The organism is Pseudomonas sp. GM48 (assembly GCF_000282335.1).
Taxonomy (GTDB): Bacteria; Pseudomonadota; Gammaproteobacteria; order Pseudomonadales; family Pseudomonadaceae; genus Aquipseudomonas.
Window position 1 is genome coordinate 43,920 of record NZ_AKJM01000011.1, and the last position, 25,688, is coordinate 69,607.

24 protein-coding genes are annotated in these 25,688 nt (G+C 57.5%); 8 read left to right on the forward strand and 16 right to left on the reverse strand.

Annotation, left to right across the window (positions count from 1 at the left end; all coding sequences use genetic code 11):
• Nucleotides 1–149 precede the first annotated feature (149 nt).
• Nucleotides 150–1,211: an aldo/keto reductase gene (locus PMI28_RS26365; protein WP_007981960.1), complete on the forward strand. Its 1,062-nt coding sequence runs from the start codon at nt 150–152 to the stop codon at nt 1,209–1,211.
• A gap of 390 nt (nt 1,212–1,601) precedes the next feature.
• Here PMI28_RS26365 and PMI28_RS26360 read toward each other — a convergent pair whose 3' ends face one another.
• From PMI28_RS26360 to PMI28_RS26350, 3 genes are all read right to left on the reverse strand, one after another.
• Nucleotides 1,602–2,030, reverse strand: a complete 429-nt coding sequence (locus tag PMI28_RS26360) for a TOBE domain-containing protein (RefSeq protein ID WP_007981962.1) — start codon at nt 2,028–2,030, stop codon at nt 1,602–1,604.
• Between the two features lie 115 nt (nt 2,031–2,145).
• Entirely contained in the window at nt 2,146–2,499 is a 354-nt protein-coding gene (locus PMI28_RS26355; protein WP_007981964.1) for a gamma-glutamylcyclotransferase family protein, read from the reverse strand.
• 23 nt (nt 2,500–2,522) lie between these two features.
• The gene (locus PMI28_RS26350) at nt 2,523–3,188 is read right to left on the reverse strand and encodes a M24 family metallopeptidase (protein ID WP_007981966.1); all 666 of its coding nucleotides are present in this window, start codon (nt 3,186–3,188) and stop codon (nt 2,523–2,525) included.
• A gap of 172 nt (nt 3,189–3,360) precedes the next feature.
• Here PMI28_RS26350 and PMI28_RS26345 point away from each other — a divergent pair, with 172 nt between their 5' ends.
• Entirely contained in the window at nt 3,361–4,002 is a 642-nt protein-coding gene (locus tag PMI28_RS26345; protein ID WP_033063041.1) for a TetR/AcrR family transcriptional regulator, read from the forward strand.
• Nucleotides 4,003–4,187: 185 nt separating this feature from the next.
• On the opposite strand, the gene PMI28_RS26340 is transcribed toward PMI28_RS26345, so the two are convergent.
• From PMI28_RS26340 to PMI28_RS26325, 5 genes are all read right to left on the reverse strand, one after another.
• Nucleotides 4,188–4,595, reverse strand: coding sequence for a hypothetical protein (locus PMI28_RS26340; RefSeq protein ID WP_007981970.1), 408 nt, complete (start codon nt 4,593–4,595; stop codon nt 4,188–4,190).
• Nucleotides 4,596–4,700: 105 nt separating this feature from the next.
• Entirely contained in the window at nt 4,701–5,183 is a 483-nt protein-coding gene (locus PMI28_RS26335) for a hypothetical protein (protein ID WP_007981972.1), read from the reverse strand.
• 143 nt (nt 5,184–5,326) lie between these two features.
• Nucleotides 5,327–5,866, reverse strand: coding sequence for a hypothetical protein (locus PMI28_RS26330; protein WP_007981974.1), 540 nt, complete (start codon nt 5,864–5,866; stop codon nt 5,327–5,329).
• Between the two features lie 374 nt (nt 5,867–6,240).
• Entirely contained in the window at nt 6,241–6,675 is a 435-nt protein-coding gene (locus PMI28_RS29235; RefSeq protein WP_007981976.1) for a GFA family protein, read from the reverse strand.
• Between the two features lie 46 nt (nt 6,676–6,721).
• On the reverse strand, nt 6,722–7,180 hold the full coding sequence (locus tag PMI28_RS26325; RefSeq protein WP_007981978.1) for a winged helix-turn-helix transcriptional regulator: 459 nt from the start codon (nt 7,178–7,180) through the stop codon (nt 6,722–6,724).
• Nucleotides 7,181–7,315: 135 nt separating this feature from the next.
• Here PMI28_RS26325 and PMI28_RS26320 point away from each other — a divergent pair, with 135 nt between their 5' ends.
• Complete coding sequence (locus PMI28_RS26320) at nt 7,316–8,572, forward strand: MFS transporter (RefSeq protein WP_007981979.1); 1,257 nt, start codon at nt 7,316–7,318, stop codon at nt 8,570–8,572.
• Between the two features lie 94 nt (nt 8,573–8,666).
• Here the strand turns inward: PMI28_RS26320 and PMI28_RS26315 are convergent, their stop codons facing one another.
• The 6 genes from PMI28_RS26315 to PMI28_RS29240 form a co-directional block, all read right to left on the reverse strand.
• Nucleotides 8,667–9,017, reverse strand: a complete 351-nt coding sequence (locus tag PMI28_RS26315; RefSeq protein WP_007981981.1) for a copper-binding protein — start codon at nt 9,015–9,017, stop codon at nt 8,667–8,669.
• Complete coding sequence (locus tag PMI28_RS26310; RefSeq protein WP_007981983.1) at nt 9,014–12,172, reverse strand: efflux RND transporter permease subunit; 3,159 nt, start codon at nt 12,170–12,172, stop codon at nt 9,014–9,016. Before PMI28_RS26310 ends, PMI28_RS26315 begins: the two co-directional genes overlap by 4 nt.
• The gene (locus PMI28_RS26305; RefSeq protein ID WP_007981985.1) at nt 12,169–13,653 is read right to left on the reverse strand and encodes an efflux RND transporter periplasmic adaptor subunit; all 1,485 of its coding nucleotides are present in this window, start codon (nt 13,651–13,653) and stop codon (nt 12,169–12,171) included. The genes PMI28_RS26310 and PMI28_RS26305 overlap by 4 nt, the downstream gene beginning before the upstream one ends.
• The gene (locus PMI28_RS26300) at nt 13,650–14,906 is read right to left on the reverse strand and encodes a TolC family protein (protein WP_007981987.1); all 1,257 of its coding nucleotides are present in this window, start codon (nt 14,904–14,906) and stop codon (nt 13,650–13,652) included. Before PMI28_RS26300 ends, PMI28_RS26305 begins: the two co-directional genes overlap by 4 nt.
• Before the next feature lie 99 nt (nt 14,907–15,005).
• Nucleotides 15,006–15,347 (reverse strand): hypothetical protein, encoded by a 342-nt coding sequence (locus PMI28_RS26295; RefSeq protein WP_007981989.1) that lies wholly within the window; start codon nt 15,345–15,347, stop codon nt 15,006–15,008.
• Between the two features lie 206 nt (nt 15,348–15,553).
• Nucleotides 15,554–15,799: a hypothetical protein gene (locus PMI28_RS29240; protein ID WP_007981991.1), complete on the reverse strand. Its 246-nt coding sequence runs from the start codon at nt 15,797–15,799 to the stop codon at nt 15,554–15,556.
• Nucleotides 15,800–16,237: 438 nt separating this feature from the next.
• Between PMI28_RS29240 and PMI28_RS26290 the strand changes: the two genes are divergently transcribed.
• The 3 genes from PMI28_RS26290 to PMI28_RS26280 all read left to right on the forward strand — a co-directional run bounded on the left by PMI28_RS26290 (nt 16,238) and on the right by PMI28_RS26280 (nt 19,188).
• On the forward strand, nt 16,238–17,560 hold the full coding sequence (locus tag PMI28_RS26290) for a DUF1329 domain-containing protein (RefSeq protein ID WP_007981993.1): 1,323 nt from the start codon (nt 16,238–16,240) through the stop codon (nt 17,558–17,560).
• Between the two features lie 166 nt (nt 17,561–17,726).
• Nucleotides 17,727–18,212, forward strand: a complete 486-nt coding sequence (locus PMI28_RS26285; RefSeq protein ID WP_007981996.1) for an adenosine-specific kinase — start codon at nt 17,727–17,729, stop codon at nt 18,210–18,212.
• Nucleotides 18,213–18,228: 16 nt separating this feature from the next.
• Nucleotides 18,229–19,188 (forward strand): alpha/beta fold hydrolase, encoded by a 960-nt coding sequence (locus PMI28_RS26280; RefSeq protein WP_007981998.1) that lies wholly within the window; start codon nt 18,229–18,231, stop codon nt 19,186–19,188.
• Between the two features lie 140 nt (nt 19,189–19,328).
• On the opposite strand, the gene PMI28_RS26275 is transcribed toward PMI28_RS26280, so the two are convergent.
• Nucleotides 19,329–19,802: an Lrp/AsnC family transcriptional regulator gene (locus PMI28_RS26275; protein WP_007981999.1), complete on the reverse strand. Its 474-nt coding sequence runs from the start codon at nt 19,800–19,802 to the stop codon at nt 19,329–19,331.
• Nucleotides 19,803–19,978: 176 nt separating this feature from the next.
• Here PMI28_RS26275 and PMI28_RS26270 point away from each other — a divergent pair, with 176 nt between their 5' ends.
• Together PMI28_RS26270 and PMI28_RS26265 are read left to right on the forward strand one after the other, a co-directional pair.
• Complete coding sequence (locus PMI28_RS26270; protein ID WP_007982001.1) at nt 19,979–21,235, forward strand: Zn-dependent hydrolase; 1,257 nt, start codon at nt 19,979–19,981, stop codon at nt 21,233–21,235.
• A 71-nt stretch (nt 21,236–21,306) separates the two neighbouring features.
• On the forward strand, nt 21,307–22,512 hold the full coding sequence (locus PMI28_RS26265; RefSeq protein WP_007982003.1) for a diaminopropionate ammonia-lyase: 1,206 nt from the start codon (nt 21,307–21,309) through the stop codon (nt 22,510–22,512).
• Nucleotides 22,513–23,205: 693 nt separating this feature from the next.
• Here PMI28_RS26265 and PMI28_RS30450 read toward each other — a convergent pair.
• Nucleotides 23,206–25,688: Ig-like domain-containing protein (locus tag PMI28_RS30450; RefSeq protein ID WP_007982007.1), on the reverse strand; the 2,483-nt coding region annotated here is incomplete at its 5' end.

Sequence of the window (25,688 nt, forward strand, 5' to 3'; positions counted from 1 at the left end):
CTCCTCCACCTAGAGTTCGCGTCATCGACTCACGACAGGCAGACGGCATGAAGACCGGTCGAGACCGTGCTCGCCCTGATCATTGCGCCCCGCCTGCTCGGCAGCCCGCGCCAGTCGCGTCGTCCTGACAACTCTCGAAGGAAATTGACATGAAGCAACGCACACTCGGCCGCACTGGCCTGTTTGTCTCCGAACTCTGCCTGGGCACCATGACCTTTGGTGGCAGCGGCGTCATCGGGAACCAGATCGGTGACCTGCAGCAGTCCGACGCCGAACGTCTTGTGGGCCAGGCGATCGACGCCGGCATCAACTTCATCGACACCGCCGACGCCTACGCGGGGGGTGTGTCGGAGCAGATCATCGGCCAGGCGCTGAAGAACCTGAAGGTGCCACGTGAGAACGTGGTCGTCGCGACCAAGGTCTTCAACGAAACCGGGCCCGGACCGAACTCCCGCGGCGCGTCGCGCGGCCACATCCTCGACGGCGTCAAGGCCAGCCTGAAGCGGCTGCAACTCGACCACATCGACCTGTACCAGATCCACGGCTTCGACCCGGCCACGCCGATCGGGGAAACCGTCCGCGCGCTCGACCAGTTGGTGCGCCACGGCCATGTTCGTTACGTCGGCGTGTCGAACTGGGCGGCCTGGCAGATCGCCAAGGCGCTGGGCATCGCCGAACGGCTGGGCCTGTCGCGCTTCGAGTCGCTGCAGGCGTACTACACCATTGCCGGGCGCGACCTCGAACGCGAGTTGATCCCGATGCTGAAGAGCGAAGGTGTCGGCTTGATGGTGTGGAGCCCGCTGGCCGGCGGCCTGCTCAGCGGCAAGTACACGCGTGAGCAGCGAGGCGAGGAAGGCAGCCGCCGCACCACGTTCGATTTCCCGCCGGTGAACCGCGATCGAGCCTACAACTGCATCGACGCTATGCGCCTGATCGCGCAGGCGCATAGCGTTTCGGTCGCCCAAGTGGCGCTGGCCTGGCTGCTGCACCAACCGCAGGTCACCAGCGTGATCGTCGGTGCCAGGCGGCCCGAACAGCTCGCCGACAATCTCGCGGCCACAAACGTAATGCTGAGCGCCGACGAGCTTGCAGTCCTGGACGAAGTGAGCCGCCTGCCGGCCGAGTACCCCGGCTGGATGTTCGAGCGTCAAGGCGAGGTTCGGCGCAAGCAGTTGCTGGAGGCGCACGTGCACTCGCGACGCTCCACGTAAAGACGTTCAGAGAGCGCTTTCTTTGCCGCTAGAGGTTGTGCAAATGTATGTCCCTTCTCCCTTGGGTTCGTGTATTCGTGCGGCGCTTATCCGGAGGAACAGTCAGTCTCGTCAGTAGCCTTGTTTTCACATTTCATGTTGGCGGTAGTCACCCGAGCGATTAGCGGCGAGCGGCCGCTTGTCGGTGCCATTGCCGTCGTTCGGTCTGGTCAAGCCGAACGGCCGAGAAGGGTCGCACGCAGCCCTTCGCGACAGGCACCGATCGGCCAGGAGCAGTCATTGGTTGACTGCCTATGTCTGGCGGCATAACAGCTCCGCCAGACATAGCTGACCAACAACATCCTTGCACCACTCAGCGTAAAGACGTCCAGTGTGGACCCCCGTGATCTTTTAGGCTGGAACACCCAGAATGATGTGGGAAGCCTTAATAACCGCAGTGGCGCTGACGCCCGGCTTCAAACCCAACTCTGCAACAGCATCACGGGTAACAATCGAGTACACCTTCGAGCCACCGGCCAACTCAATGACCACCTCGGCGTTGACAGCCCCATCGTTGACACTCAGCACTTTGCCTTCCAGGCAATTGCGAGCGGAGAGGCGAATGTCGCTGGACTCGGTCATCAGCATGACCCAAGGCGCCTTGATCAAGGCGATGGCCTCTTTGCCCACCGAAATTCCGAGGTTGCGGATGCTTTCCAGGGTCACCACGGCAACCAATTGTTCACCGCCCGGCAAAGTCAAACCCACTTCAGCATTAACCGCACCTTCTTGTACTTTGCTGACCTGGCCTTTGAATACATTACGTGCACTGACTTTCATGAGATGAGCCCTTTGTTGACTTTCTGGTTAGGATTTTCGGAGCATCATTAAGCTTAGCGCTGTGTACTAACAACCATAGCGCTCAACGCCTCTTCAGTTTCCGCATCGTCGGAATTCAGGCCTGCACGTAGACCCAGGCAGTGGTTCCAGACTTCAACACGACCCCTACCCGCCGATAATCGGCCACCTCATATTCATCGGCAGCTGCCAACTCGTTCGCGGTGATCTCGAACACAGTGCCGGCGATTTCATCCGACGGGTCACGGCTCTCTTGCACTATGGGGTGGTGGGTTTTCCCACTCGCGGCCAGCACTTCCGGATCGGTGATCTCGACCCAGTTCTGTTTGTACCCCGGCAGGCTATCAGCTCGCCCTTTCAACTCGCGCCCGAAGGTGGACAGCTGGACGGCCGGATCTTGCAGGGTGCCATAGGAGAACAGCAGCACCGGTTGCTCGGTTGCGTGGGTCATGGGAGTTCCTTGGTTGAAGTCGTTCAGATCAGCAGGTCTTCATAAAACGCGCCAAATGGACGCTCGTGATGGGCAAGCTGGATTTCCAGAATCCACAGGCCGGTGTTCGGATATTGATCCAAATCCCCAAGGTCACCGCCCCGGTAAATCGCATGGGGAAAATCACTGACCCTGTGCCCCTTGATGTCGAGGTTGAGCTTCCACCCCATGGCCTGTGCCTGAGCGGCGGCAAAGTCGTAAAGCGCCACCCCGGAAACCCGCTCACTGCGCCAGAAGCTTTCGACTCGATTGAACAGCTCCTTGGCCGCCGCAGCACAGGCGATCATTTCTGGATCGGAGCCCGTGGTGAATGTCGCGCCGGCATCACCTTCATGCCCTTGCCAAACCACGCCCATGTCGATGAAGAAAATATCTTCGGCCCCCAACTCGGGATCGCCATCAGAGCGCTGCTTGAAGGTCTTGAGCGTATTGGCACCGAAGCGGATGAGCAGTGGGTGCCAGATCCGATCCATGCCCAGTTCCGCAAGGATCTCCTTACCCCGCAACTGCGCCTCGGATTCGCGCATACCGGGCGTGATGACACGGGCGATCTGATCGATAGCCGCCCAGGTCATCTGCTGTGCGTGACGCATCGTTTCCAGTTCGTAACGCTCACCTACCGCTTCTTTGCTGCTCAAGACCGTACTCATCATTCACTCCCTTGGTAAGAAAGCGCAGGCCAAGCGCTATATAGTTTTGTATATTGCGATACTCAATATCAAAGATAAAGCCATGACCCAGGCTTCACCCAACCTTATGACAATCGCTAGCACCCAGACCGATGATCAATGCAGCGCGCTAAATCACTCTCTCAAGCCCACAGTGACCAGCATCCGCCAGCGCAATCAGCACCTGATCCTGAAGGCAGCAAGCGAAGAGTTTTCAATGACTGGCTTTGACGCCACCCAGACTCGTGACATCGCGGCGCGTGCCGGGATTCCCAAGGCAAATCTCTATTACTACTTTCAAAGCAAAGAGAACCTATACGCCCGAGTACTGCTGAGTTTTGTTGAGCCACTGCTGAAAGCTTCAGCGGCATTAAGAGAAAGCGACGACCCGGTGGTTGGCTTGCAGGCCTACATACACGCCCGTATTCGCATCATTCAAGAAAACCCTCACAGCTCAAAAGTCTTCAGTCACGAACTGTTGTTTGGTGGAAAACATTTACCTGAGGAGTGCAAGAACTCGCTGCAAGCCGAAGCTCAGCGCAACGTCGATTGCCTGCGCAGCTGGATTGATCGTGGCCTGATCGCACCAGCTGATCCCGAACATTTGATGCTCTTCATCTGGTCAGCAACCCGAACCTATACGAATCTCGGTTGGCAGATGTCACTCATAACGGGCACACCAAAACCGGACGACGCAGACTACAAGTGCGCGGCGGCGACCATTACGCGGATGGTGCTGAGCGGCGCGGTTCCAAAAACAGAGAAAGGAATTAAAGCCGCAGCATTTATAACTTGAACAAACACCAACATTCTGTTGCTAGTGATTCGCCTACCAACAACGGTGGCCCACAAATGGCCGCTAAGGGTCGGTTTCAGCCGGTCGTGGAAGGCAGAGATCGGCCAGTTGCGGACATTCGGTATGTCACGAAATTAAGGGCGGCTCAATCCTCAGTGTATGGCACGTTAGGTTGACACTTTTAATCATTGGTTCTCAGCAGGACTGCTCCACATCAGCACGGCCAGAATAGCTGCAGCGATGATGCTGGGCGCAAATAAAGCGATACTGACACTAGGCGGATGGACACCGAAAATCATGGCCGCAGCTGCAAGCATTCCGCACAACAAGCCGACCATCAGCCTGACCTTGCTTCTGAATCTGGGACGCGACCACAGTAGTCCAAAGTAGATGCGCCACCCCGAATAAACCCCAAGCCAGCCGAACACTACCATTGGGAGTGTCATCCAAGCCGAGAAATCGCCTTGTGACAAAGTCCCGATTGAAACCATCAACCCCATAATACCGAATAATGCAGCAAAGGCTGTCGGCGGAACCATTACAAACAACGCCATTATTGTGAGTAAAACTCTACGTTTTGTGAGAGGGGTCACTGACCGGCTCCTGTGGTTCTATAACCAAAAAAGAATAGTCACCATATTCGATTGCAGCTATTAAGCCAGGAGTCCTGGCCTGCCATCGAGTTACCCATTGACGAATCAGTGACCGCGCCTGAGCTTCCAGCTTTTCCATATGAGCATCAGATGAGCAAATGCCGAGAACGAGAAAAACATAAATACGAGAAAACGAACCTTCTTACTCTTCCTGGACTCATATTGCTCTTCGCACTCACCTCCTGAAGAACATCGAGCAGAGCAAAGCTTCACGCCGTCGACACTGCAGTCCAGCAAACTGCCATTTATGAAAGACAACTCAATCTCTTTACCTTTTGCCTCTCTGAACAATCCAGGCGCCCGGGTTAATCGAAAATCCAGCTGCTTATATCGACCTGACTCCGAATCTCTAACTGTGATTACGGGCACTTTACCACCGATGAAATGAACTGCCCTGCCACGAATGAACTCAATGTCGGCTCCACGGTAGCCATAGGAATCGACAAAAATGAGCAGAATCAACGCGACCACTCCGAGGGCGCCGAAGGTCAACCTGATCTGCTCAATTCCTCCTTTCGGCCATTGCATTTCAATTCCTCATTTTTCCCGCAGCGAGTCTGGAACCATCACTGCTCAGGTCAACGTGAAAAACAGATCTGCCCTCGCACCTTTACTCAAGAACCCCGTTATTTATTTCGCACAATTAAATCGAATTAGCCTTAACGGTTTCTTCAGTTAGAAAACACATATCGCCCATTGACTTTTCTCGGTGAAAAAAAAGCCCAATCTGGAAATATCTTCTGGCGAACGTAGCATACATAAACAAACATTCCGATGCCTATGGTCGAGCCGACAAGCATTGTGATGGAGCCCGAAGTTACCCCTTCAACTTGCCCCGCTGCCGAACCCGCATATAGAACAATGTATGCATTGTAAGCTCCTGCCAGATGATTGTAGAACCCCCAGACAAACAAGAGCGGGACAAGTGCGCACAAACCGCCAATTACCCATCTAGCGTTAGGTCCAATAGTTGAACCTATACTAAAGCCGATTAGAAGAGCGAGTGCAGCCTGGATAAACATTAGTGTAATAACGGCATTAACTTTGCGGTCATGTATATCGCAGAGGTAGGGGTCAGCAGTTGTAGCGATCAAGCTGGCAAGCAGGCTGTCCTTGACCCCTTGGCCTGATAGCTGAGCGAATACTTCCGATCTAGGTACTCCTGACGAGAGCAGATCTTTTACTTTGGCTTTAGCTTCTTTTTTGTTCATATTAGTGACGACTCAGTGGCAAAAGGACAAATTGTGATGACGCCTCAAGCGAGGTGATCACGTTTTCACGAGCCTGCTGGATGGTGTTCCCCTCCAACGCGTACAGGTACCTGACCAAGCATAGCCACTAATTTGCCATTGTTATTCACGACGGCAGCCATGGCCGCTTTTTGCCTGTCTGGACTGACCGCCATGGGTCGCACGCAGCCCTTCGCGACAGGCAAAAACCGGCCATTTGCAGTCGTTAGCGAACGGCTGCAATGGGTTGTGGATTCAACCGGTCGTGGCGGACAGCAACCGGCCAGAATCGAACGGTGGTAAACCGAGTGTTGACCAGGCTTCCCATTCGTCTCTATGCCGACCAGGCCCTTGAGTCAATCAATGCTGACCTGAAGTTCCTGCAAAAGAAATTCAAGTGAATCCGGGGCTGCGCGATGACTTCTTTCCGAGCGTTGCTCATCCCATGGCATAGCGTCATCGGTGCAGAAATCTCCAACACACTCCATGCTCAGCTCGCCATCGAGAAGTCCAAGCGGAATCCAATAGTAAGGCGTCTCGCGCAGAGCATTAGGCACAGTCGAGCCACATCCCGAGCAGAAGTCATTCCTGTACCCGCTGGCTTTGCGCCAACTGGTGATTGCACCCTGCCCTTCTTCCCATCGAAAGTCGCGGGCTTTGACCAGCGTGGCGAGGTTATGGCCGACCCCGGTTTGCTTGCGGCATAAGGTGCAATGGCAGCGATAATAAAATCCTGGTTCAACCCCCAGGGAAAAACGTACAGCCCCGCAAAGACATTGTCCTGATGCCATGGATACCTCCTTTGAAGAACGATTCATCGGTATTTTTTTGATTGATTCACGACTCGCCTGCAACAAGTCTGACTCTGTGGCAATCGGAGGGTCCGAGTTTTTGACCGCTCGAGGAGCGAACTTCAATCGGCATCAGAGGCTGGCCGAACTCATTGTCCAACAACACAGAACGCGTCTCTTGCCGCTTGAACAGGAAACGCTCGCCCCACTGCCTCATGCTGACCACAACCGGAAAGATCTCACGTCCTTTGTCCGTAAGGACGTACTCCTTGTAGGCACTTCCGTCTGATGCCGGTCGAACGTCGAATACACCGACTTCAACCAAGGTTTTCAGTCGCGAAGCCAGAATATTTTTGGCCACCCCCAAGCTCTTCTGAAATTCGCTGAATCGGCGAATGTCGTCAAACGCGTCGCGGATGATCATGAGCGACCATCGATCCCCAATGACCTCCAGTGTTCTTGCTACCGGGCATTCGGTGCTTTGCGATGAAGCGTCTTCAACCATTGTATTTACCTTTTGGATAAGGACTGCCAAGTCTATCGTTCAACCCCGAGGAATGTGGTTGCAATTTGAAACCTAATTCGACAACAATCGAATCAAGTTTTTAATTGAAACCAGTTTAACGCCACGGAGGCACACATGACAGCAGATGCCGACTCAGTCACCAAACCTTCAGTCAGGCATGCCAATAGCGGAGAGATCAGCAATGCAGCCCGGTCTCCGGGGCTTTCTCCATCACTCACGCTTTTATTTTCTGTCACCTGCGCGCTCGCGGTCGCCAATGTTTACTTCGCACAACCGCTACTCGACTCAATGGCTCAGAGCCTGGATGTGGCCACTTCGATGATTGGGGTTGTGGTGACGGCGACTCAGGTGGGTTACGCGTTGGGGTTGCTGTTCATCGTTCCTCTGGGCGACTTGTTAAACCGAAAGTGGCTGATTCTGACCCAAGTGCTGTTGTCTGCGGTTGCGTTGGCAGGGGCCGGCGCCGCACAGCACTGGCTGACCCTGTTGGCAGCCATGATCGCTGTGGGCTTGTTGGCAGTGGTGGTTCAAGTGTTGGTGGCCTACACCGCCGTGTTGGCAACGCCGTCACAACGTGGACAAGCTGTAGGAACCGTCACCAGTGGTATTGTCCTGGGCATTCTTCTGGCGCGGTTTACCTCCGGGTTGATTGCCGATCTGGCAGGCTGGCGCGCCGTCTATTTCGTGTCCTCAGGATTGATGCTGATCATCGCGGCGGTGTTCTGCAAAGTGCTTCCTCCCGTCGTATCACCACACAATCAATACACTTACCCAGCGCTCATCCGCTCGCTGTTCATGCTGTTCATCACCGAACCAGTGTTGCGGATCAGGGGCCTGCTGGCCTTACTGATCTTTGCCGCTTTTTCCGTGCTATGGACCTCTATGGTTCTGCCGTTAAGCGCCCCGCCACTGTCGCTTTCGCATACAGCCATCGGCATGTTTGGCCTGGCCGGCGTCGCCGGTGCCCTGGCTGCCAGAAGATCCGGTCGCTGGGCCGATCAAGGTTTCGGGCAACGCGTGACCGGCATTTCCCTGGCGATCCTGACGCTTTCCTGGTTGCCCATCAGTTATGCCGAGACGTCGCTGTTCGCGCTGGTGTGTGGAGTCATCATGCTCGACTTCGCGGTGCAAGCCGTGCACGTCACAAACCAGAGCCTCATCTTTGCTGCACGACCCGACGCCCAAAGTCGCATGGTCGGCGCCTATATGTGCTTTTACTCGGTAGGCAGCGCGCTGGGCGCCGCGGCCGCGACGCAGGTTTATGCGCTATGGGGCTGGAGTGCAGTCAGCCTGCTGGGCGCGTTGATAAGTGCGACTGCCTTGGTCCTGTGGTTTCTCACGATTGCAGCGCTTCGAGGATGGCGGTCATGACGATACCGATGTGGATGCTGCCGGGGTTGGCGAGTAGATCCATTGGTAATGACCGGCACGACAAAGCGTGTCGGTCATTTTCACCACTGTCGTTTCACTTTTGAATAGACACAATCGTGGCTTTGCCGCCCTCTAGCCGAAAGGAAAACGCTACGCGGTCTCCGGCCTTCAGCCCTGTCAGTTGGTCTTCCGTTACGGAGAAGGCCATGGTCATCGGTGGCCATTGCACGGCTGGAACAGCGCCGTGAGCAATGGTCACCGTGTGCTTCGTCGTATCGATAGCCTTGATCGTTCCGTCGGCGTTGGCCACTGGAGCCTGCTTTGTTTCCTGCTTCATCTGCATGCCTTCCATGCCGTCCATTTTCATGCCCGGCATGTCTTCTGCCAGGGCCGAAAGAGACAGCGTAACGAGGGTGCCTGCAACGGCGATCCGGATCAGTTTCATATGACTTTTCCTTGGTGGTGAGTGGGTTCAGCAATCAGGTGCCGGCGGCGCATCAGGCGATAGGCTGCCGGAATGACAAACAGGGAAAGCAAGGGAGCCGTGACCATACCGCCGACCATGGGCGCGGCGATGCGGCTCATCACCTCGCTGCCGGTTCCGCTGCCCAGCAGGATGGGTAACAGACCCGCAATGATCACGGCGACGGTCATGGCCTTGGGGCGAACGCGCTGCACAGCGCCTTCACGAATCGCTGCCAGCAACCCGCGCTCAGTGCTGTCGCCAAGGTCTTCACGTTCGGCCCAGGCATTCTTCAAATAGAGCAGCATGATGACGCCAAACTCGGCAGAAACACCGGCCAGCGCGATAAAACCGACCCCCGTGGCCACCGACAGATTGAACCCCAACAGGTAGAGGAACCACGCCCCTCCCGTCAGTGCAAACGGCAGAGTGGCCATGATCAGCAAGGCCTCATCGAAGCGAGCGAACGTCAGGTAGAGCAGCACGAAGATGATCAACAACGTGGCAGGCACCACCAGTTTCAGGCGTGCGTTTGCCCTTTCGAGAAACTCGAACTGCCCCGAGTAGCTCAGGCTCATTCCTGGCTGCAACTTGACCTGTTGATTGACGACCCGACGCAGATCGGCGACCACCGAGGCAATGTCCCTGCCTCGCACATCGATGTACACCCAGCCTGATGGCCGTGCGTTCTCGCTCTTGAGCATCGGCGGACCGTCCGTGATCTTGATCTTTGCCACTGTGCCGAGGGTGATCTGGCTGCCCGACGAGGTGTAGATCGGCAATTGCTCCAAGGCACCTGGCGAGTCGCGCCACTCACGTGGATAACGTACGTTGATCGGGAAACGCGCAAGCCCTTCAATGGTCTCCCCTACGTTTTCACCTCCTATGGCACCGGCCACGATGGATTGCACATCGGCGATGTTCAGCCCATAGCGGGCGGCGGCCTTGCGGTCGATGTCCACGTCTATATAGCGACCACCGGTCAGGCGCTCGGCCAGAGCCGAACTGACACCGGGCACATCTTTGGCCACCCGCTCGACTGCCTGAGTCGCGGCATCGATCTCCGTCAGGTTGGTGCCGGCAACCTTCACGCCGATGGGGCTCTTGATCCCCGTAGCCAGCATGTCGATACGGTTGCGAATCGGCGGTATCCAGATGTTGGTCAAACCGGGAACGCGCACCACGCGATCCAGTTCTTCCACCAGTTTTTCCTGGGTCATGCCTGGTCGCCATTGCTCCTGCGGCTTGAACTGAATGGTGGTTTCGAACATTTCCAATGGCGCCGGATCGGTCGCGGTTTCGGCACGGCCGGCTTTACCGAAAACGTGTTCGACCTCTGGAACGGTCTTGATCAAGCGATCGGTCTGTTGCAGCAGTTGCGCCGCTTTCTGCGCCGACAATCCCGGCAGGGCCGATGGCATATAGAGCAGGTCGCCCTCGTCCAACGCGGGGAGAAACTCGCCACCCAGGCGAGACATTGGCCATAGCGCGCTGACAAAAACCAGCAGCGCCACCAGCAGCGTGATCCTGGGTCGACGCAAGACGGCGTCCAGGGCTGGCTGGTAGATCCTGATCAAACAGCGGTTCAACGGGTTCTGTTGTTCACTGGGAATCCGTCCGCGAATCCAGTAGCCCATGAGCACAGGCACCAGGGTCACTGACAATCCCGCCACTGCGGCCATGGCATAGGTTTTGGTGAAAGCCAGTGGACCGAACAGCCGCCCCTCTTGTGCTTCCAGGGTGAACACCGGAATGAACGACAGGGTGATGATCAACAAACAGAAGAACAGTGCCGGCCCTACCTCTGCCGCCGCTTCGGTCATTACATGCCAATGACGCTCGCCCCTCAGTTCCTCTCCTGGATTGGCCACGTGCCAGGTCTCAATCTTCTTGTGGGCGTTCTCGATCATCACCACGGCGGCATCGACCATGGCGCCGATGGCGATGGCTATCCCGCCCAGGGACATGATGTTGGCGTTGATCCCCTGGTAGCGCATGACGATGAAAGCAATCAGCACCCCCACCGGCAGCGAAATGATCGCCACCAAGGATGAGCGCAAGTGCCAGAGGAAGATCCCGCAGACCAACGCGACGACGATGAATTCTTCGATCAGTTTGTGGCTGAGGTTTTCAACGGCGCGGTCGATCAGCTTGCTGCGGTCGTAAGTGGTGACGATCTCCACCCCGGCCGGCAAACTGCTTTTCAGTTCGTCGAGCCTGGCCTTGACTGCTGCAATGGTCTCGCGAGCGTTCTTGCCGCTACGCAATATCACCACGCCGCCGACTGTCTCGCCTTCGCCGTCGAGCTCGGTGATGCCGCGCCGCATTTCCGGTCCCAACTGAATCGTGGCGACGTCGCCAAGGGTCACCGGCACACTACCCGAACCCAACTTGAGCGGGATCGCGCGAAAGTCATTGAGCGTCTTCAGGTAGCCGGAAGCCCGCACGATGAACTCGGTCTCCGCCATCTCCAGCACGGCCCCTCCGGTTTCCTGGTTGGCTTTGCCGATAGCGTCGCTCACCTCTGCCTGAGTGATGCCAAGACTGGCCAGCTTGAGCGGATCAAGTTGCACCTGGTACTGCTTGACCATGCCACCCACCGTTGCCACTTCCGCAACGTTCGGCAAAGTCTTGAGTTCAAACTTCAAGAACCAGTCCTGCAATGCGCGCAATTGCGCCAGGTCGTGTCCGCCACTGCGATCTACCAGTGCGTACTGATAGATCCAGCCGACTCCCGTCGCATCCGGCCCCAACGCCGGTTTGGCGCTGGCCGGCAAGCGACTTTGTATCTGACTCAGGTATTCCAGCACACGCGAGCGGGCCCAGTACAAGTCAGTACCGTCTTCGAACAGCACATAGACAAAACTATCGCCAAAGAAGGAATAACCACGCACGGTCTTGGCGCCCGGCACCGACAGCATGGTGGTGGCCAACGGGTAGGTCACCTGGTTCTCGACAATCTGCGGCGCTTGTCCAGGATAAGGGGTGCGGATGATCACCTGGACATCGGAGAGATCCGGCAACGCATCAATGGGTGTGCTTTGCACTGACCAGATACCCCAGGCCGTGACGAACAAGGTCGCCAACAGCACCAGGAATCGGTTGGCTACCGACCAACGAATCAGGGCCGCGATCATGGCTGGCTCCCCGATTTTTCCAGGCGCTCAACACGTAAACCGTCATCCGTCTGGCTCACCGCGACCCGAACCTTGTCGCCCGTTTTGAGACCCTGCCTCAGCGCCGGACTGGCGAGTGGGAACGTCATCGTCATGCCAGGCATGCCCAGTGTCTTGAAAGGGCCATGGGCGAGCGTGACTTCTTTGTCGTTGATCTCGACGATCTGCCCATCCGCCTCATGCAAACTGGAGGCTGCTGCGTTGGGTGCTGACTCTTCCTGCGAGCTTGCAACAATACCCTTGAGACTGGCCTCCGAGTCGAGCAGAAACTGGCCTGACGTAACAACCTTCTGGCCTTCTTCCAGACCTTTCAGTATCGCCGTCTTGCCATCGCTTTCCTGCCCGGGCTGCACCTCCACCGGACGGTATCGACCGACGTCTTCGGCAAGCATCACCAAGGCACGTCGGCCAGTGCGAATGACCGCCTCGCTCGGCACCCACAACACACTGTTCTCAGTCGAGCGGCTCAGGCGTACCTGCGCCGTCAATCCCGGTCTGAGGCGCCCGTCCGGATTGGGCAGTTCCACCCGCACGCGAAGGGTGCGACTGTCCGGATTGGTCTCGGGCAAAATCGCACTGACTTCGCCACTGAGTATTTTCCCGGGGAAGGCCGGCAGACGCGCTTCGACCGCCTGCCCCACGGTGATAGATCCGGCATCCGATTCGGGAACTGCCACGGCTAGCCAGACACTACTCAGGCCATTGACGCGGGCCAGAGTCTCGCCAGCCGCCACGGTCATACCCGCACGTACATTCAGTTCTTGCAGCACACCGCCAATGGGGCTGGTGAGCGTCAGGTAGGGCTGAACCTTACCGCCACGCTCTACCTGAGTAATCAGTGTTGCCGGCATCCCTGTGAGCCGCAGTCGCTGGCGGGCGGCAGCCAACAGGTCAGCATCACCGTTGCGCCTGAGAGCAAGGAACTCTGTCTGGGCGGCGGCCCATTCCGGCACCAGGATATCCGCCAACGGCGCATTGGCCTTGAGCACATCACCGGGAGCATGGGCATAGACCCGTTCCACGAAACCAGCTGTGCGTGCCTGGATCACCGCGACATCACGTTCGTTGAACACCAGGACACCGGTCACCTCGAGGCTGGAGTCAAAGATGCCACGGATGACTGTGGCAAAGCGCAGACCGAGATTCTGGGTCAGACCTGGATCGATACTGACGGAAGCACGATCCCCCGCGCCGCTGGCGTACTGAGGAACCAGTTGCATGTCCATGAAGGGAGACTTACCCGGCTTATCGAATTTTTGCTGCGGGTACATGGGGTCATACCAGTACAGAACCTTGCGTTCATCCGGTGAATCCGGGCCCTTCTCCGGGGCGATGACGGGTACTGCGCTCACACGCTGTTGAGCGAACCAGTATCCACCGGCACCCCCCAAGGCCAGCGAGATGCCTACCAGCAATGCCCAATTCCATTTTTTAAGGATCATTGGCTGGACTCCCCATAAGCAAAATACAGACGCGCACTGCTCAGCGCCCGCTGCTCTTCCACGTCGATCTGCTTGAGTCGCGCTTCGATGAGTTCACGTCGGGCGGCAACCACGGCGCTCAAATCGCCTTTACCGGCACGGTAACTGGCCATGCTGAGTTCTACCTTTTCCCTGGCCAGCGGCACCAGGCTTTCCTGGTTTCGGCGCACAGCACGATTCAGACGCTCATAGTCAGCCAGTTCGCTCTCCAGTTGCTGGGTATGCTCGCGGACCAGGGCCTCGCGTTCGGCCTCAAGCTGACCGAGTTCAGCCTGTTGAGCTGCAATTTTGGGGTTTTGGCGAGTGTCAGGAAACAGCGGCAGGTCCCATGAAAGCTGCACGCTGACCATGTCGCCAAACTCACGGCCACGGTGCTGGTAATCCAGTTCCCAGCTCCAGTCCGACTGTTTCTGCGCTTCTGCTTCCCGAACCTTGGCTTGTGCTTCGCGGGTCATCGGCGCATAGGCTGCCAACTCTGGATGGTGTTGCAGCTTATGGGAATAGTCTGAGGTATCGACAGGCCATTCAGGCAAGCGGCCCACAGGTTTGTCGTTAGCGGCGGAGCCAATCCAGCGTTTGAGGGCTGCCCGGGCCTGTGATCTCTGTCGAATCAGATCGTCCTGCTGCTCTGCCAGTTGAGCCGCTTCCTGCCTGGGCGTTACCGCATCGGCGGGTTGAGCGCGGCCACCGGCAATCCTGGCGCGGACGGTCTCGGCCAGCAGGCGGTTTTCTTTGTAGAAGTCCTGGAACAGCGCATCTTTACGTTCAATTGAATAGCTGCTGATCCAGGCCAATGCCGTGGACTGGCGAACGTTCAATCGCTCAACGCGACGCTCCGCAGATGCTCGATCCACAGCCGCATCGGCAACTTCAATGCGTGCTTTGCGCTTGGCGCTGTTCGGCATTTCTTGCCTGACCCCGACCATTTGCATGGTCATGAAGTCCTGGTCGATGCTCCAGCGATCAGGACCACCCACGGGGTAGTTCTGCACACCCAGTAGCAGCTTTGGGTCAGGCAGTTCACCGGCTGGAATGGCTGCGCTGCTGGCAGCCTGAATTTTGGCGTCTTGGGCGGTCAGCGACGGCGCATTGGTTTCGGCAAGTCGCAGCGCTTCATCGAGCGTCAATGCGGCGGCGAGGCTCGGCAATGCCAGTACGCTTGCCGCCAGGCCGGCCACAAGGGACCAACCTGTGCAATAGCACTTGGAGTTCATGCTTACGATTCCTGTAATCATCCACTGCACGCGTCAAAAGACATGCGCACAGCCAGTCCATCCCGCTAATGCGGAATAAGGCTCAATGAGGTGCAGGAATCAAACGCGAGGGGGTCGCCATACCCCGGACGGGGTCTGTACGGGCAGGGAGTCGCTGAAAAAGGAAATCACTTCGGGGCGGTAGATCGTTACAGGAGGTTTGAGGATCGAGACTTGCAGCATCCCCCCCGTCTTGCATTCCTGGCCCGGCTTACAAGGCTTGCCGTGTTCGGAAGGACTCTTCATATCGTTGCAGCAGTCCATCCCCATGTCGTCCATCATCGCCATGCCCATCGTCTTCATCGGACACGGTTCTGCCGCTGCCTGAACGCCCGCCATCCCGCTGAGGGGAAGCGCCAGGCTAAGCATGAAGATGAGGAAAAACCGCAGATAGCGTTTCATGGGCTGTAGTGTAGTCGGCGCAAATCGTCCAAACAATCGGTTGAACACACGTTCCCGGCTACCTTACGCATCCGGGAACGTGCGATCTCATCGAATCAGAATTAAGCCAGCATTACCAAAAAACAACGCCTCGCCGCACCGTCGTCCTATGCCATTGCTACCAGGCAAACGAGGTCGTTCCGATAGTGGGTTCGCAAGCTGATGCATCAGTCGTCGTTGTCGTCGCGATCGCGGTAGCGACGGTGATCGCGATCATAGTCGCGTCGATCATAGTCGCGACGATCATATTGACGGTTATAGCCCTGATCATCGTCATCCCCTTGGTAGTAACCACGTCGATGATCATGGTTGTGATATCCGCCGTACCTTTCTCCATCATCCCAGTGAGGGGCACAGCCTCCCAACAGGACGGAGCTGAAAATAGCCAGGATCATGATGATTGCGCGATTCATATGAAGGTCCTAAACGTTAGAGATTTGGAAAGGTTGTGGATGCTCGAAGTTTTCATCCGGACAGCGTCTAGCCGTATGGTTATGACCATTTAGTAACCTAATGATTCCTCAGGGAAATACAGCCAGGCGATGGTCACGCTCATCTATCGTGCCAACGAATGCCAAACACCCGGTTTGTTCCAGGCAGAAGAACTGGCTTGCAGTACAGGTTTGCAAGCTGTCCGGGGCAACCACCGCCACCTTGCCCGCGGGGGAGTTCCGGGCCTGTCATGAATAGCCAAAAGACTGTCGTCGAATGAAAAGCGCCCCCGACACGGGGGCTCTTTAATGGCAGTACTGAAAAAGCCTCTGGCGATTGAACCGGTCTGGTTGGCCTTTGAGCCGACGGATGCGCCTGAGTCGCGAGTTGCCTGGTACGCCAGGCAGGAGAATAACAATATGAAATTCGTGAAAAGGGTTTTGGCTGCCCCACTCTTCATGGCGCTGGCCATTGATGCTCAAGCCTATGTATCGAGTCAGGAAGCCGCCCGGCTGGGCACCAGCCTGACGTTGATGGGTGCCGAAAAGACCGGCAATGCCGATGGCTCCATTCCGCCCTACAACGGTGGCCTGACCACTGCCCCGGCCAGCTTCAAGGCCGGCGACAGCATGCGCCCGGACCCCTTTGCGGGCGAAAAACCGTTGCTGGTGATCAACGGCAAGAACGTCGATTCGTACAAAGGCATGCTGACCGCCACCACCGTAGCGTTGGCCAAACGCTACCCCGGCTACCGCATCGACGTGTATCCAACCCACCGCACCGCATCGCTCCCCCAGGCGATACTGGACAACAGTCGCATTAATGCCACCAACGCCAAGTCCCTCAACGGCGGGATAGCCATCGACAATGTCATGCCCGGAGTGCCATTCCCGATCCCGCAATCAGGCGCCGAAGCGATGTGGAACTTCCTGCTGCGCTACCAGGGTGTCAACATCCATTCCAAGTACGACTCCTGGAACGTCGACTCGGCGGGAGTGCCGAGCCTGGCTGTCACCGGCGAGGCATTCGTCTCCTTCCCGATTTACGAGAACCTGTCGAAGCCCTTCAACAACTCCGACATTTATCATCAGTTGAAACTGTCCTATACGGGACCTGCGCGCCGGGCCGGTGAGTCGATCATGCTCAAGAACGCCAGCAACCCGGTGCAGTATCCTGGCCGTGCCTGGCAGTACATGCCTGCCCAGCGTCGCGTCAAACAGATTTCGATCCTGGCCTACGACACACCCAACCCCGGTACCGCCCGAGCACTCGAGCTGTATGACTGGACGCTGGTGGGCAAGCAAGAAATGATCGTGCCCTACAACACCTACAAACTGACCTACGTCCGCGATGCAAAATCGCTGACCACGCCAAATTTCATTGCCCCGGATTTCGTACGCTGGGAAAAGCACCGGGTCTACGTCGTCGAGGGCAACCTCAAGCCCGGGGCAAAGCACATCTACCAGAAACGCCGCTTTTACCTGGATGAAGATACCTGGGCCGCCCTGGCCTCCGATCAGTACGACACCAGTGGCCAGCTTTACCGTGGCTCCTTCGCATTCTTCAGCCAGAGCTATGACCAGCAGGTCCCGGATGCCACCCCTTTCATGACGTATGACCTGTCGCTTGGCACCTATAACATCAATGGCGTGGTAGGCCCGCATGGCGGCATCCACTACATAGAGCCGCTTTCGACGGCGCAGTGGGTGCCGGAGACCATGGCAGGTACCGGCATTCGCTAGGTCCACGGCGATGCAACGCCCAATCCTGCATGACCGATAAATCACAAATCCCCCCGGTTGAATCCACAGCCAGAAGCAGTCAGTGGACGGAGCAATAACAAATGAGTAGCTATGCTTGGTTTGTTGCCAGACTCCGCTAGCAACATCGTGGAAGGAGGCGTTTGAGATGCAACTCATCACGTTGAAAATCGAAAAGCCGGATGCGACGAACTTCATTTTGGGTCAGACGCACTTCATCAAGTCCGTCGAGGACATCCACGAAGCGCTGGTTAATGCCGTGCCAGGTATCCAGTTTGGCGTGGCCTTTTGTGAAGCCTCTGGCAAATGCCTGGTGCGATGGTCTGGCACCGATACCTCAATGATTGAACTGGCGCAGAAGAATGCGAAAGCCATCGCCGCAGGCCATAGCTTCATCATTTTCCTGGGCGACGGTTTCTATCCGCTGAACGTGTTGAACACTATAAAAATGGTTCCGGAGGTATGCCGTATTTTTTGTGCAACAGCCAACCCAACCGAAGTGATTCTCGCCGAGACGGAACAAGGGCGAGCGATCCTGGGCGTAGCGGATGGTTTTTGTGCCAATGACATTGAAGGCGATGAAGACATCCTGTGGCGCAAAAACCTGTTGCGGCAGATTGGCTACAAGCTGTGAATTGCAGGAAGCGCACATGAACGAGCCACACCTCCAAATGCTCGACATCAATGGCATCCGCATGCAGGTAGCCATGCAAGGTTCCGGCCCGCTGGTCTTGCTCTGCCATGGCTTCCCGGAGCTGTGGTACTCGTGGCGCCACCAGCTTGCTGCGCTGGCGGCCGCCGGCTATAGAGCGGTAGCGCCCGACATGCGCGGCTATGGCGGCACAGATGCGCCGGCCGAACTCGACGCCTACACCGCACTCCATCTGGTAGGCGACATGGTCGAGTTGGTCAACTCACTCGGCGAACAGCAAGCCGTGATCATCGGCCATGACTGGGGCGCGCTGGTGGCCTGGAGCGCAGCATTGTTGCGACCCGATCTGTTCCGCGCAGTGGTCGGCATGAGCGTTCCCTTCTCGCCACGGGGGCACGTGGAGTTCCTGAGCGCATTTGCCTCGCGGGGTATCAGCAACTTCTACATCCAGTATTTCCAGACGCCGGGTGTGGCCGAGGCCGAGTTGGAAAGGGACGTCGAGTCGTCGCTGCGGCGCATCTACTTCAGTGGCTCGGGTGACGGGCCTGATCGGCCGATATTCGGCCTGCTGCAGCCGGGCCAGGGCTTCCTGGAAGGGATGATCGAGCCCGAGACCCTGCCAGCCTGGCTAAGCCATGAGGATATTGCCTGCTACACCCGCGAATTCACCCGCAGCGGATTTCGCGGTGGCTTGAACTGGTACCGCAACATAACGCGCTCATGGACACTGCTGGCACCTTGGCACGGTTGCATTATCCGGCAGCCGTCGATGTTCATTGCCGGGCAGCGCGATGACGTACTGAAGTTTCCGAGTTCCCCGCGGCAGATCGAAGCCTTCGCGCAGACACTGCCGGGACTGCGCGGGTGTCATATCCTCAAAGATGCCGGCCACTGGATACAGCAAGAACGCGCGGCGGAGGTCAATGAGCTATTGCTGGGCTTCCTGAAAGAACTCTGATCGGGAGGTTACGGTATGGCCCCCCTGAGAATCACGCCCGCCAAAGGACGAAACCTGACTGCGGAACGACCTTTGTGCCCAACTAAATTGTTCCGGACAGATCACGTTCAAGGCCGCCCCTGGTCAGGAGCTGATCGCCCTCAACTTTCCCCGACCGTTGTCGGGATGTTCAGTCCTACCTTGACATTACTCATTGAAACCAATGTCTTGAATCGCTTGACGTTATTGCTCTCAAAGAAAAGCGTTCTGGTCAGTTCCGTGTACTGCTCCATGTTCCTGACCGACAGGATCAGAACGAAATCGCACTCACCTGCTACGTAGTAGCACTGCTGGACCTGTGGGCAGGCCAGGAATGCGCGTTTCATCTCATCCAGAAGATCCAGGCGTTCATTTTCCACTTCTACTTCTGTAACCACCGTGAGCCTGTAACCCAGATGGGCCGGGTCCAGCAGCGCCACGGTCTTTCGTATGACGCCATCCGTGCTCATCTTCTTCAAGCGGCGATTCACGGCAGCAGAGGACAGGTTTACCCGGGCCCCCAGATCCTGTTGCGAGGTCGTAGCGTCTTCCTGGATGGCTTCGAGCAGTGCGAAATCAAAATGATCAAGGCTCATGTGTCGTTGGCTCTGAATAAAAGGTCGCTAACATCGCTTAAATCGGAATAAAAATTCATTTACCGAATAAAAATCAAGAAAATAGTGCATTGGATTGAAATAAAATTTACCCATCAAACATAGCCAACTCACAAGTGGGCTGCATTTTCAGCCGTCCGTAGCACCCGGAGAGCTACATGAGCCAATACCCTGATCTTCGCCTGAACGGTCCAGTGCTTCTTCAGCAAATCCATGCATTAGGCGAGATCGGTACTGATCCGGTGAACGGCGGCCGTACCCGCATCGCGCTGACCGATGCAGAAAAAACGGGGCGTGATCAAGTCGTTGCGTGGATGAAGGAGCTTGGTCTGCACGTTCAGGTTGATCGCATCGGCAACATTTTTGGCACATTGCGCTCAGCAGATGAGCGATGTGGTCAAGCACCTTTGATGATGGGTTCCCATATCGACACGGTGACCAATGCCGGCGCGCTTGACGGATGTTATGGGGTCCTCGCGGGCCTGGCGGTGGTCCGTGCATTCCGTGAAGCCGGTGTGTTGCCATCGCGGCCTGTTACCGTTGGTGCTTTCACCAACGAAGAAGGCGTTCGTTACCAGCCAGACATGATGGGATCGTTGGTCTACGCCGGGGGCATGTCGGTGCACGAGGCCTTGGCCACTGTAGGTAATGATGGAACCCGCCTGGGGGACGAACTTGAACGCATCGGCTATGCCGGTGATCTGGAACCGGGTTTCATTGTTCCTCACGAATATCTGGAGCTGCATATCGAGCAGGGGCCCATCCTGGAAGCGGAGCGTACCCTCATCGGTGTCGTTGAAAATCTCCAGGGCATTTCCTGGCAGCAAGTAACCATCCAGGGCAACGCCAACCACGCTGGCACCACCCCTACTCGTCTGCGTCATGACGCAGGTTATGCGGCCAGCGCAGTAGTGACCGAGCTGCGCAAGATTGCCAGAGACTCGAATGGAACAACGCTGGCTACCGTCGGTTGCATGAACTTCGAGCCCAATGTAGTCAACGTCATACCGCGCAAGGCCACCTTGACCGTGGACCTGCGCGATCCCGATGAAGAGCGGCTGGTTACCGCTGAACAACGCCTTTCCCGATTTCTCGCGACAATGGCGGAGGATGAGGGGGTGAAGATCAGCACGGAACAATTGGTTCGCTTCCAGCCAGTGATCTTTGACGCAGGCCTGGCCGATGAAATCGAGGCGTGCGCGGAGCGCTCCGGATATAGCCACAGGCGTATGACTTCAGGTGCCGGCCATGACGCACAGATGATCGCCAGGATTGCACCCTCAGCGATGATTTTTGTGCCGAGCCGCGCTGGAATCAGCCACAACCCTCGCGAGCACACCGAAGACGATCAACTGCTCAATGGCGCCAAAGTGCTCCTCGATGTAGTCGTCCATAGACTGAACACTCACCCGTAATGCCCCAAAAACTCACCCGCCACCGGCCAGACCCGGTGGCGACGGCCCTGCTTTGCCAAAAGGAAACCGCTATGTTGATTGCCAACCCTGACGCAAAATTCCAGGCCTATCCCGACACCCTGAAAAACATCATGAGCGTTGAGAAAGCTAATGAGAGTAGTGCATGGCTGTCGCAGTGGTCGCGACTTAACCATGGCAGTACGCCGTTGCACTCGCTTCCTGATCTGGCCACAGAACTCGGGATTGCAGACCTTCTTGTAAAAGATGAATCGAAGCGCTCGGGGTTGGGAAGTTTCAAGGCGCTGGGCGCGCCGATTGCCTTGGTTCGTCTGATCTTGCGCGAATTCCCGGGGCAGCGCTTCGAGCCCCACGGGTTGCTTGCGGGACAATACCGTTCAGCACTCGCCGACTTCACTGTCATCAGTGCTACTGACGGCAACCATGGTCGAGCATTGGCGGCAGCGGCCCAGAGTGTCGGGTGTCGATGCGTCATCGTCCTGCATGCAAACGTCAGCGTCGAACGTGAGCAAGCGATTGCCACCTACGGTGCCGAGATCGTACGGATCAGCGGCAATTACGATGAGTCGGTGGAGGACGCGGCAGCGCTTGCCCGGAAGAACGAGTGGCGAGTGGTTTCCGACACCTCCTATGAGGGTTACGAGGACATCCCCCGCGACGTGATGCAGGGTTACGGCACTATCGCAGCCGAGATCATCGAAACCGGCCTGACATTCACCCATGTATTCCTCCAGGGCGGCGTCGGCGGCCTGGCAGCGGGTATCGCCAGCTATCTCTGGGAGCTTCAAGGCGAGCGGCGACCGACGTTTATTGTGGTTGAGCCGGAGCAAGCGGACTGCCTGTATCAAAGTGCAATAGCAGGGAAAGCTGCCAGGGCCACAGGTTCGGTGGACTCGGTGATGGCCGGCCTGGCGTGTGGCGAAACGTCCCCCCTGGCCTGGAGATTCCTGCAACCCAGTGTCGATTTTTTCATGACGATTCAAGACCACGAAGCGGTCAATGCTATGCGTCGCCTCGCGGCCGGCAGTCAGCGGGACATTCCACTGGAAGCAGGTGAGTCGGCCGTTGCGGGGCTTGCAGGCCTGATCCGCATCACAGACTCGCCAAGCCTTGCCGCTGAAGTCGGCATCGACGCTCAGTCACGGATTCTTTTGATAAGCACTGAGGGCGCCACAGCTCCAGGTGTCTATGCCGAACTGGTTGGTGAATCCGCCATGTCCGTTCGTGCTCGCCAGCAGGCGTGGTTGGCGAAAGCCTGAAACCTGACCCATTCACCGCCAAAAGCGGCCCTTCTCGCCTAATGCCGATCAGTTAGGCGACCCCGGACGCTACGCCTTCCTTGTAGCAGCTGCCGAAGGCGGCGTCCGGCTGCGCAGCAGTCGTAAACCCGCCTTGCACGATCTCTCTGACGTACCGCGAACCCTGATTTCACGACTGCTGCGCAGCCGAACGCAGGCTACGCCAGCTGCTACAGATTGGGTTGTGGCAATGGCCTAATGCCGATCAATCAGGCGAACCCGGACGCTACGCCTTCTTTGTAGCAGCTGCCGAAGGCGGCGTCCGGCTGCGCAGCAGTCGTAAATCCGGCTTGCACGATCTTCTGTGACGTACCGCGAACGCTGATTTTACGACTGCTGCGCAGCCGGACGCAGGCTACGCCAGCTGCTACAGATTGCGTTGTGGCTTGACTGATCGGCATTACCCTTCTCGACCCGTTAAACCCATGTCGCCTCAGGGCAAGCAGATCCTGCCAAAGACGTCGGTGAAACAGGGCCGCTACTCTCGCCATAAATGGGGAACTACACCCGCACACCGGGCGTTTAGCACCTGATTAGCGGAATGTCCCCCACCCTGCACCTCACGCAAAAAACACCTCGCACAGCCCCCAATCGCGGATTTATCCGCAATGGGGTCTGTAACCGCGTAGCAACGTGCGGCCAGTTGCAAAAGCATCATGTCGACAGGATAAAGTCCGTCTGATCGATACCTGCACTGCTGACACCGACAAGGCGAATAGAGTCCATTCCGATCCCGATCACCGTGTCCGCCCCGTCAGCCGTAATGCTCACGTTGGCAGCGAACGTCTCGCTGCTGATCCCCAGCCCCGCGATATTGAGCAAGTCCTGCCCTCCGGTCGGATTGACGTCGAAGCCCTGGATCGCGTCGTTGCCAAAGCCTGCGGCAGCAAACACGAAGGTATCGTTGCCGAGGCCGCCGTTGAGCATGTCGTTGCCCAGCCCGCCAAAGAACAGATCGTCTCCCGCACCGCCGACCAGAGTGTCGTTGGCCAGGCCGCCAAGCATCGTGTGGTTTGCCGCCGCTGCATCGTAGGCCAGCTCACTGCCGCTGCCCTCGGCGTTCGCCTGCAAACCCGCCGCCGCGTATTGGCCATTGATCGCGACCTGCGCCACATGTGCACCGTCGCTCACGCTCAGCATGCCGCCGGTGCCTGTGTCATTGGCTGCATAGGTGATCTGCGTATTGGCGCCGAACGCAACATCGCCAAAGTCCAGCTTGTCGCCCGTGGTAAAACCGCTGACGCTGCCACTGAACGCCGCCGACACATCAAGCTTGAGCGTGCCTGCCGCGCCGCTGTCGAACGTCACATGCTGATCGGAGGCAGCACCGAACTCCAGCATCGCCGAACCGCTGATAGTCGCGCTTCCCGCGCCACTGGCATCTCCGTGGACAGTGATGTTGCCATCGTTCGCCCACAGGCTGCCGCTGTTGACCAGCGCACTTTCAATCACCAATCCGCCGCTGCCGCTGGCTTCCAGCACACCAGTGTTGGTGACGGCGTTGCTACCGGTATCGATCACCAGTGCGTTGACGCCGTTTGCATGGATCAGGCCCGAGTTGACCAGCATCATCTGCCCTGCTCCCAACTGGCCGGCACCCGAGAGGGTGTTGTCGGCATTGGTGAGCACCGTGTCCGCGCTGCCACCAAAGATCACGTTGTGCGCGCTGTCGGACAGAACCACTTGCCCGCCACCGGTCAACGTCGCGCCACGGAACAGAATCTCGAGATCGGTCCCGCTGCCGGTGGAGCCGAGCGCTATGGTGCCGCTGTTGTCGATGCTGCCACCGAACGGCATGATCGCGCCGTCGGCAATGGTGATGGTGCCCGTATTGGTCGTGACCGGGTCCACATCGAACAGCAGGTTGGCTCCGCTCAACGCCGCCGCATCCACGCCGTTGACAGTGATCGTCTGGTCGGCGCTGATACTGAGCACGGCATTGCCGTTTGCGTCGTTGGCGATACTCACATCCGCAAAATCGTTGACGCCCGTGAAGCCGATCAAGTCAATTTTGTCCGCCGCCGCGTCGAAGCTGTAAATGACGTTGTTGCCGATCGGCTGGGCGAAGACGAAGGTGTCGGCACCGGACGAGCCGGTCAGGTTGTCGTCGGCGGACAAGGCGAAGATCGGTGCGCCCGGGGCATAGACTTCGACGTTGTTGAACACATAGGCGCTTGCCGGGCTGCCGTCGCTGTTGCTCCAGTGCATGTTGACATCGAGCACCAACGCACCGGCGAAGTCGCTTGGAGTTGTCACAGTCAATGCGGCGGGATCGCTGGTTTGCACGGTCCAGGTGCCGTCACCGTTGTCGGTACCTGCATTGAACCTCCATCCCGAAGGAACACCGCCGATGGTCACCGTCACGGGGCCGCTAATATCGGCCAGTGGAACGTTGAGGGCCAGATTGATGGGGTCGCCGGCAACGCCTGCCGGAAGGTTTGCACTGCTCCCAGCCTCACCAGGATTACCCGCCAGGTCGGTGTAGCTGTTCGCGGCAACGTCGACTTTCATGCTACCGCCCAGCGTTCTGGTCAGCGTTGCCGTGTAGGTATCGCCGTCAACCTGGGTAAAGTTACTGAAGGTTCCGCGTGGCGCTCCACTCGTTGTCGTCACTGCTACATCAGACAGGTTGAAACCGCTCACCGTCTCACTGAACTGGAATGTGACCGTCGACGTTGAACCCACCGAACTCCCTAAGGCAGTCCCTGTCACTATCACCGTTGGCGCCACGGTATCAACTGGCGTCTCAACGACGTTCTGCACGTTCACCGTAATCGTCTGCGTGTCGATTCCGCCATTGCCGTCGGCCACCTGAACGTCCACAACGTAGGCGTTGTCGCCGTCGGTGCCACCGATGTCCTGGGGATTTTCGTAATCCGGCGCCGAATTGAACGTCAGCACCCCACTCGAACTGATCGAGAACTTGCTGAAGTCCGTCCCGGCCGTATTCAGGATCGAGTAGCTCAGCGTCTGCGCCGGCAGATCGGCATCGGTCGCCACCACCGTCGTAACCGCCGTGGTGTTCTCCGCCACATTGACCGAAGCCGTCGCACCACCACCGTTGGAGGTGATCACCGGTGAGTTGTCGTTGACGCCCGTCACGGTTACCGCGATTGCCTGGTCGTCAAACAGCGTGC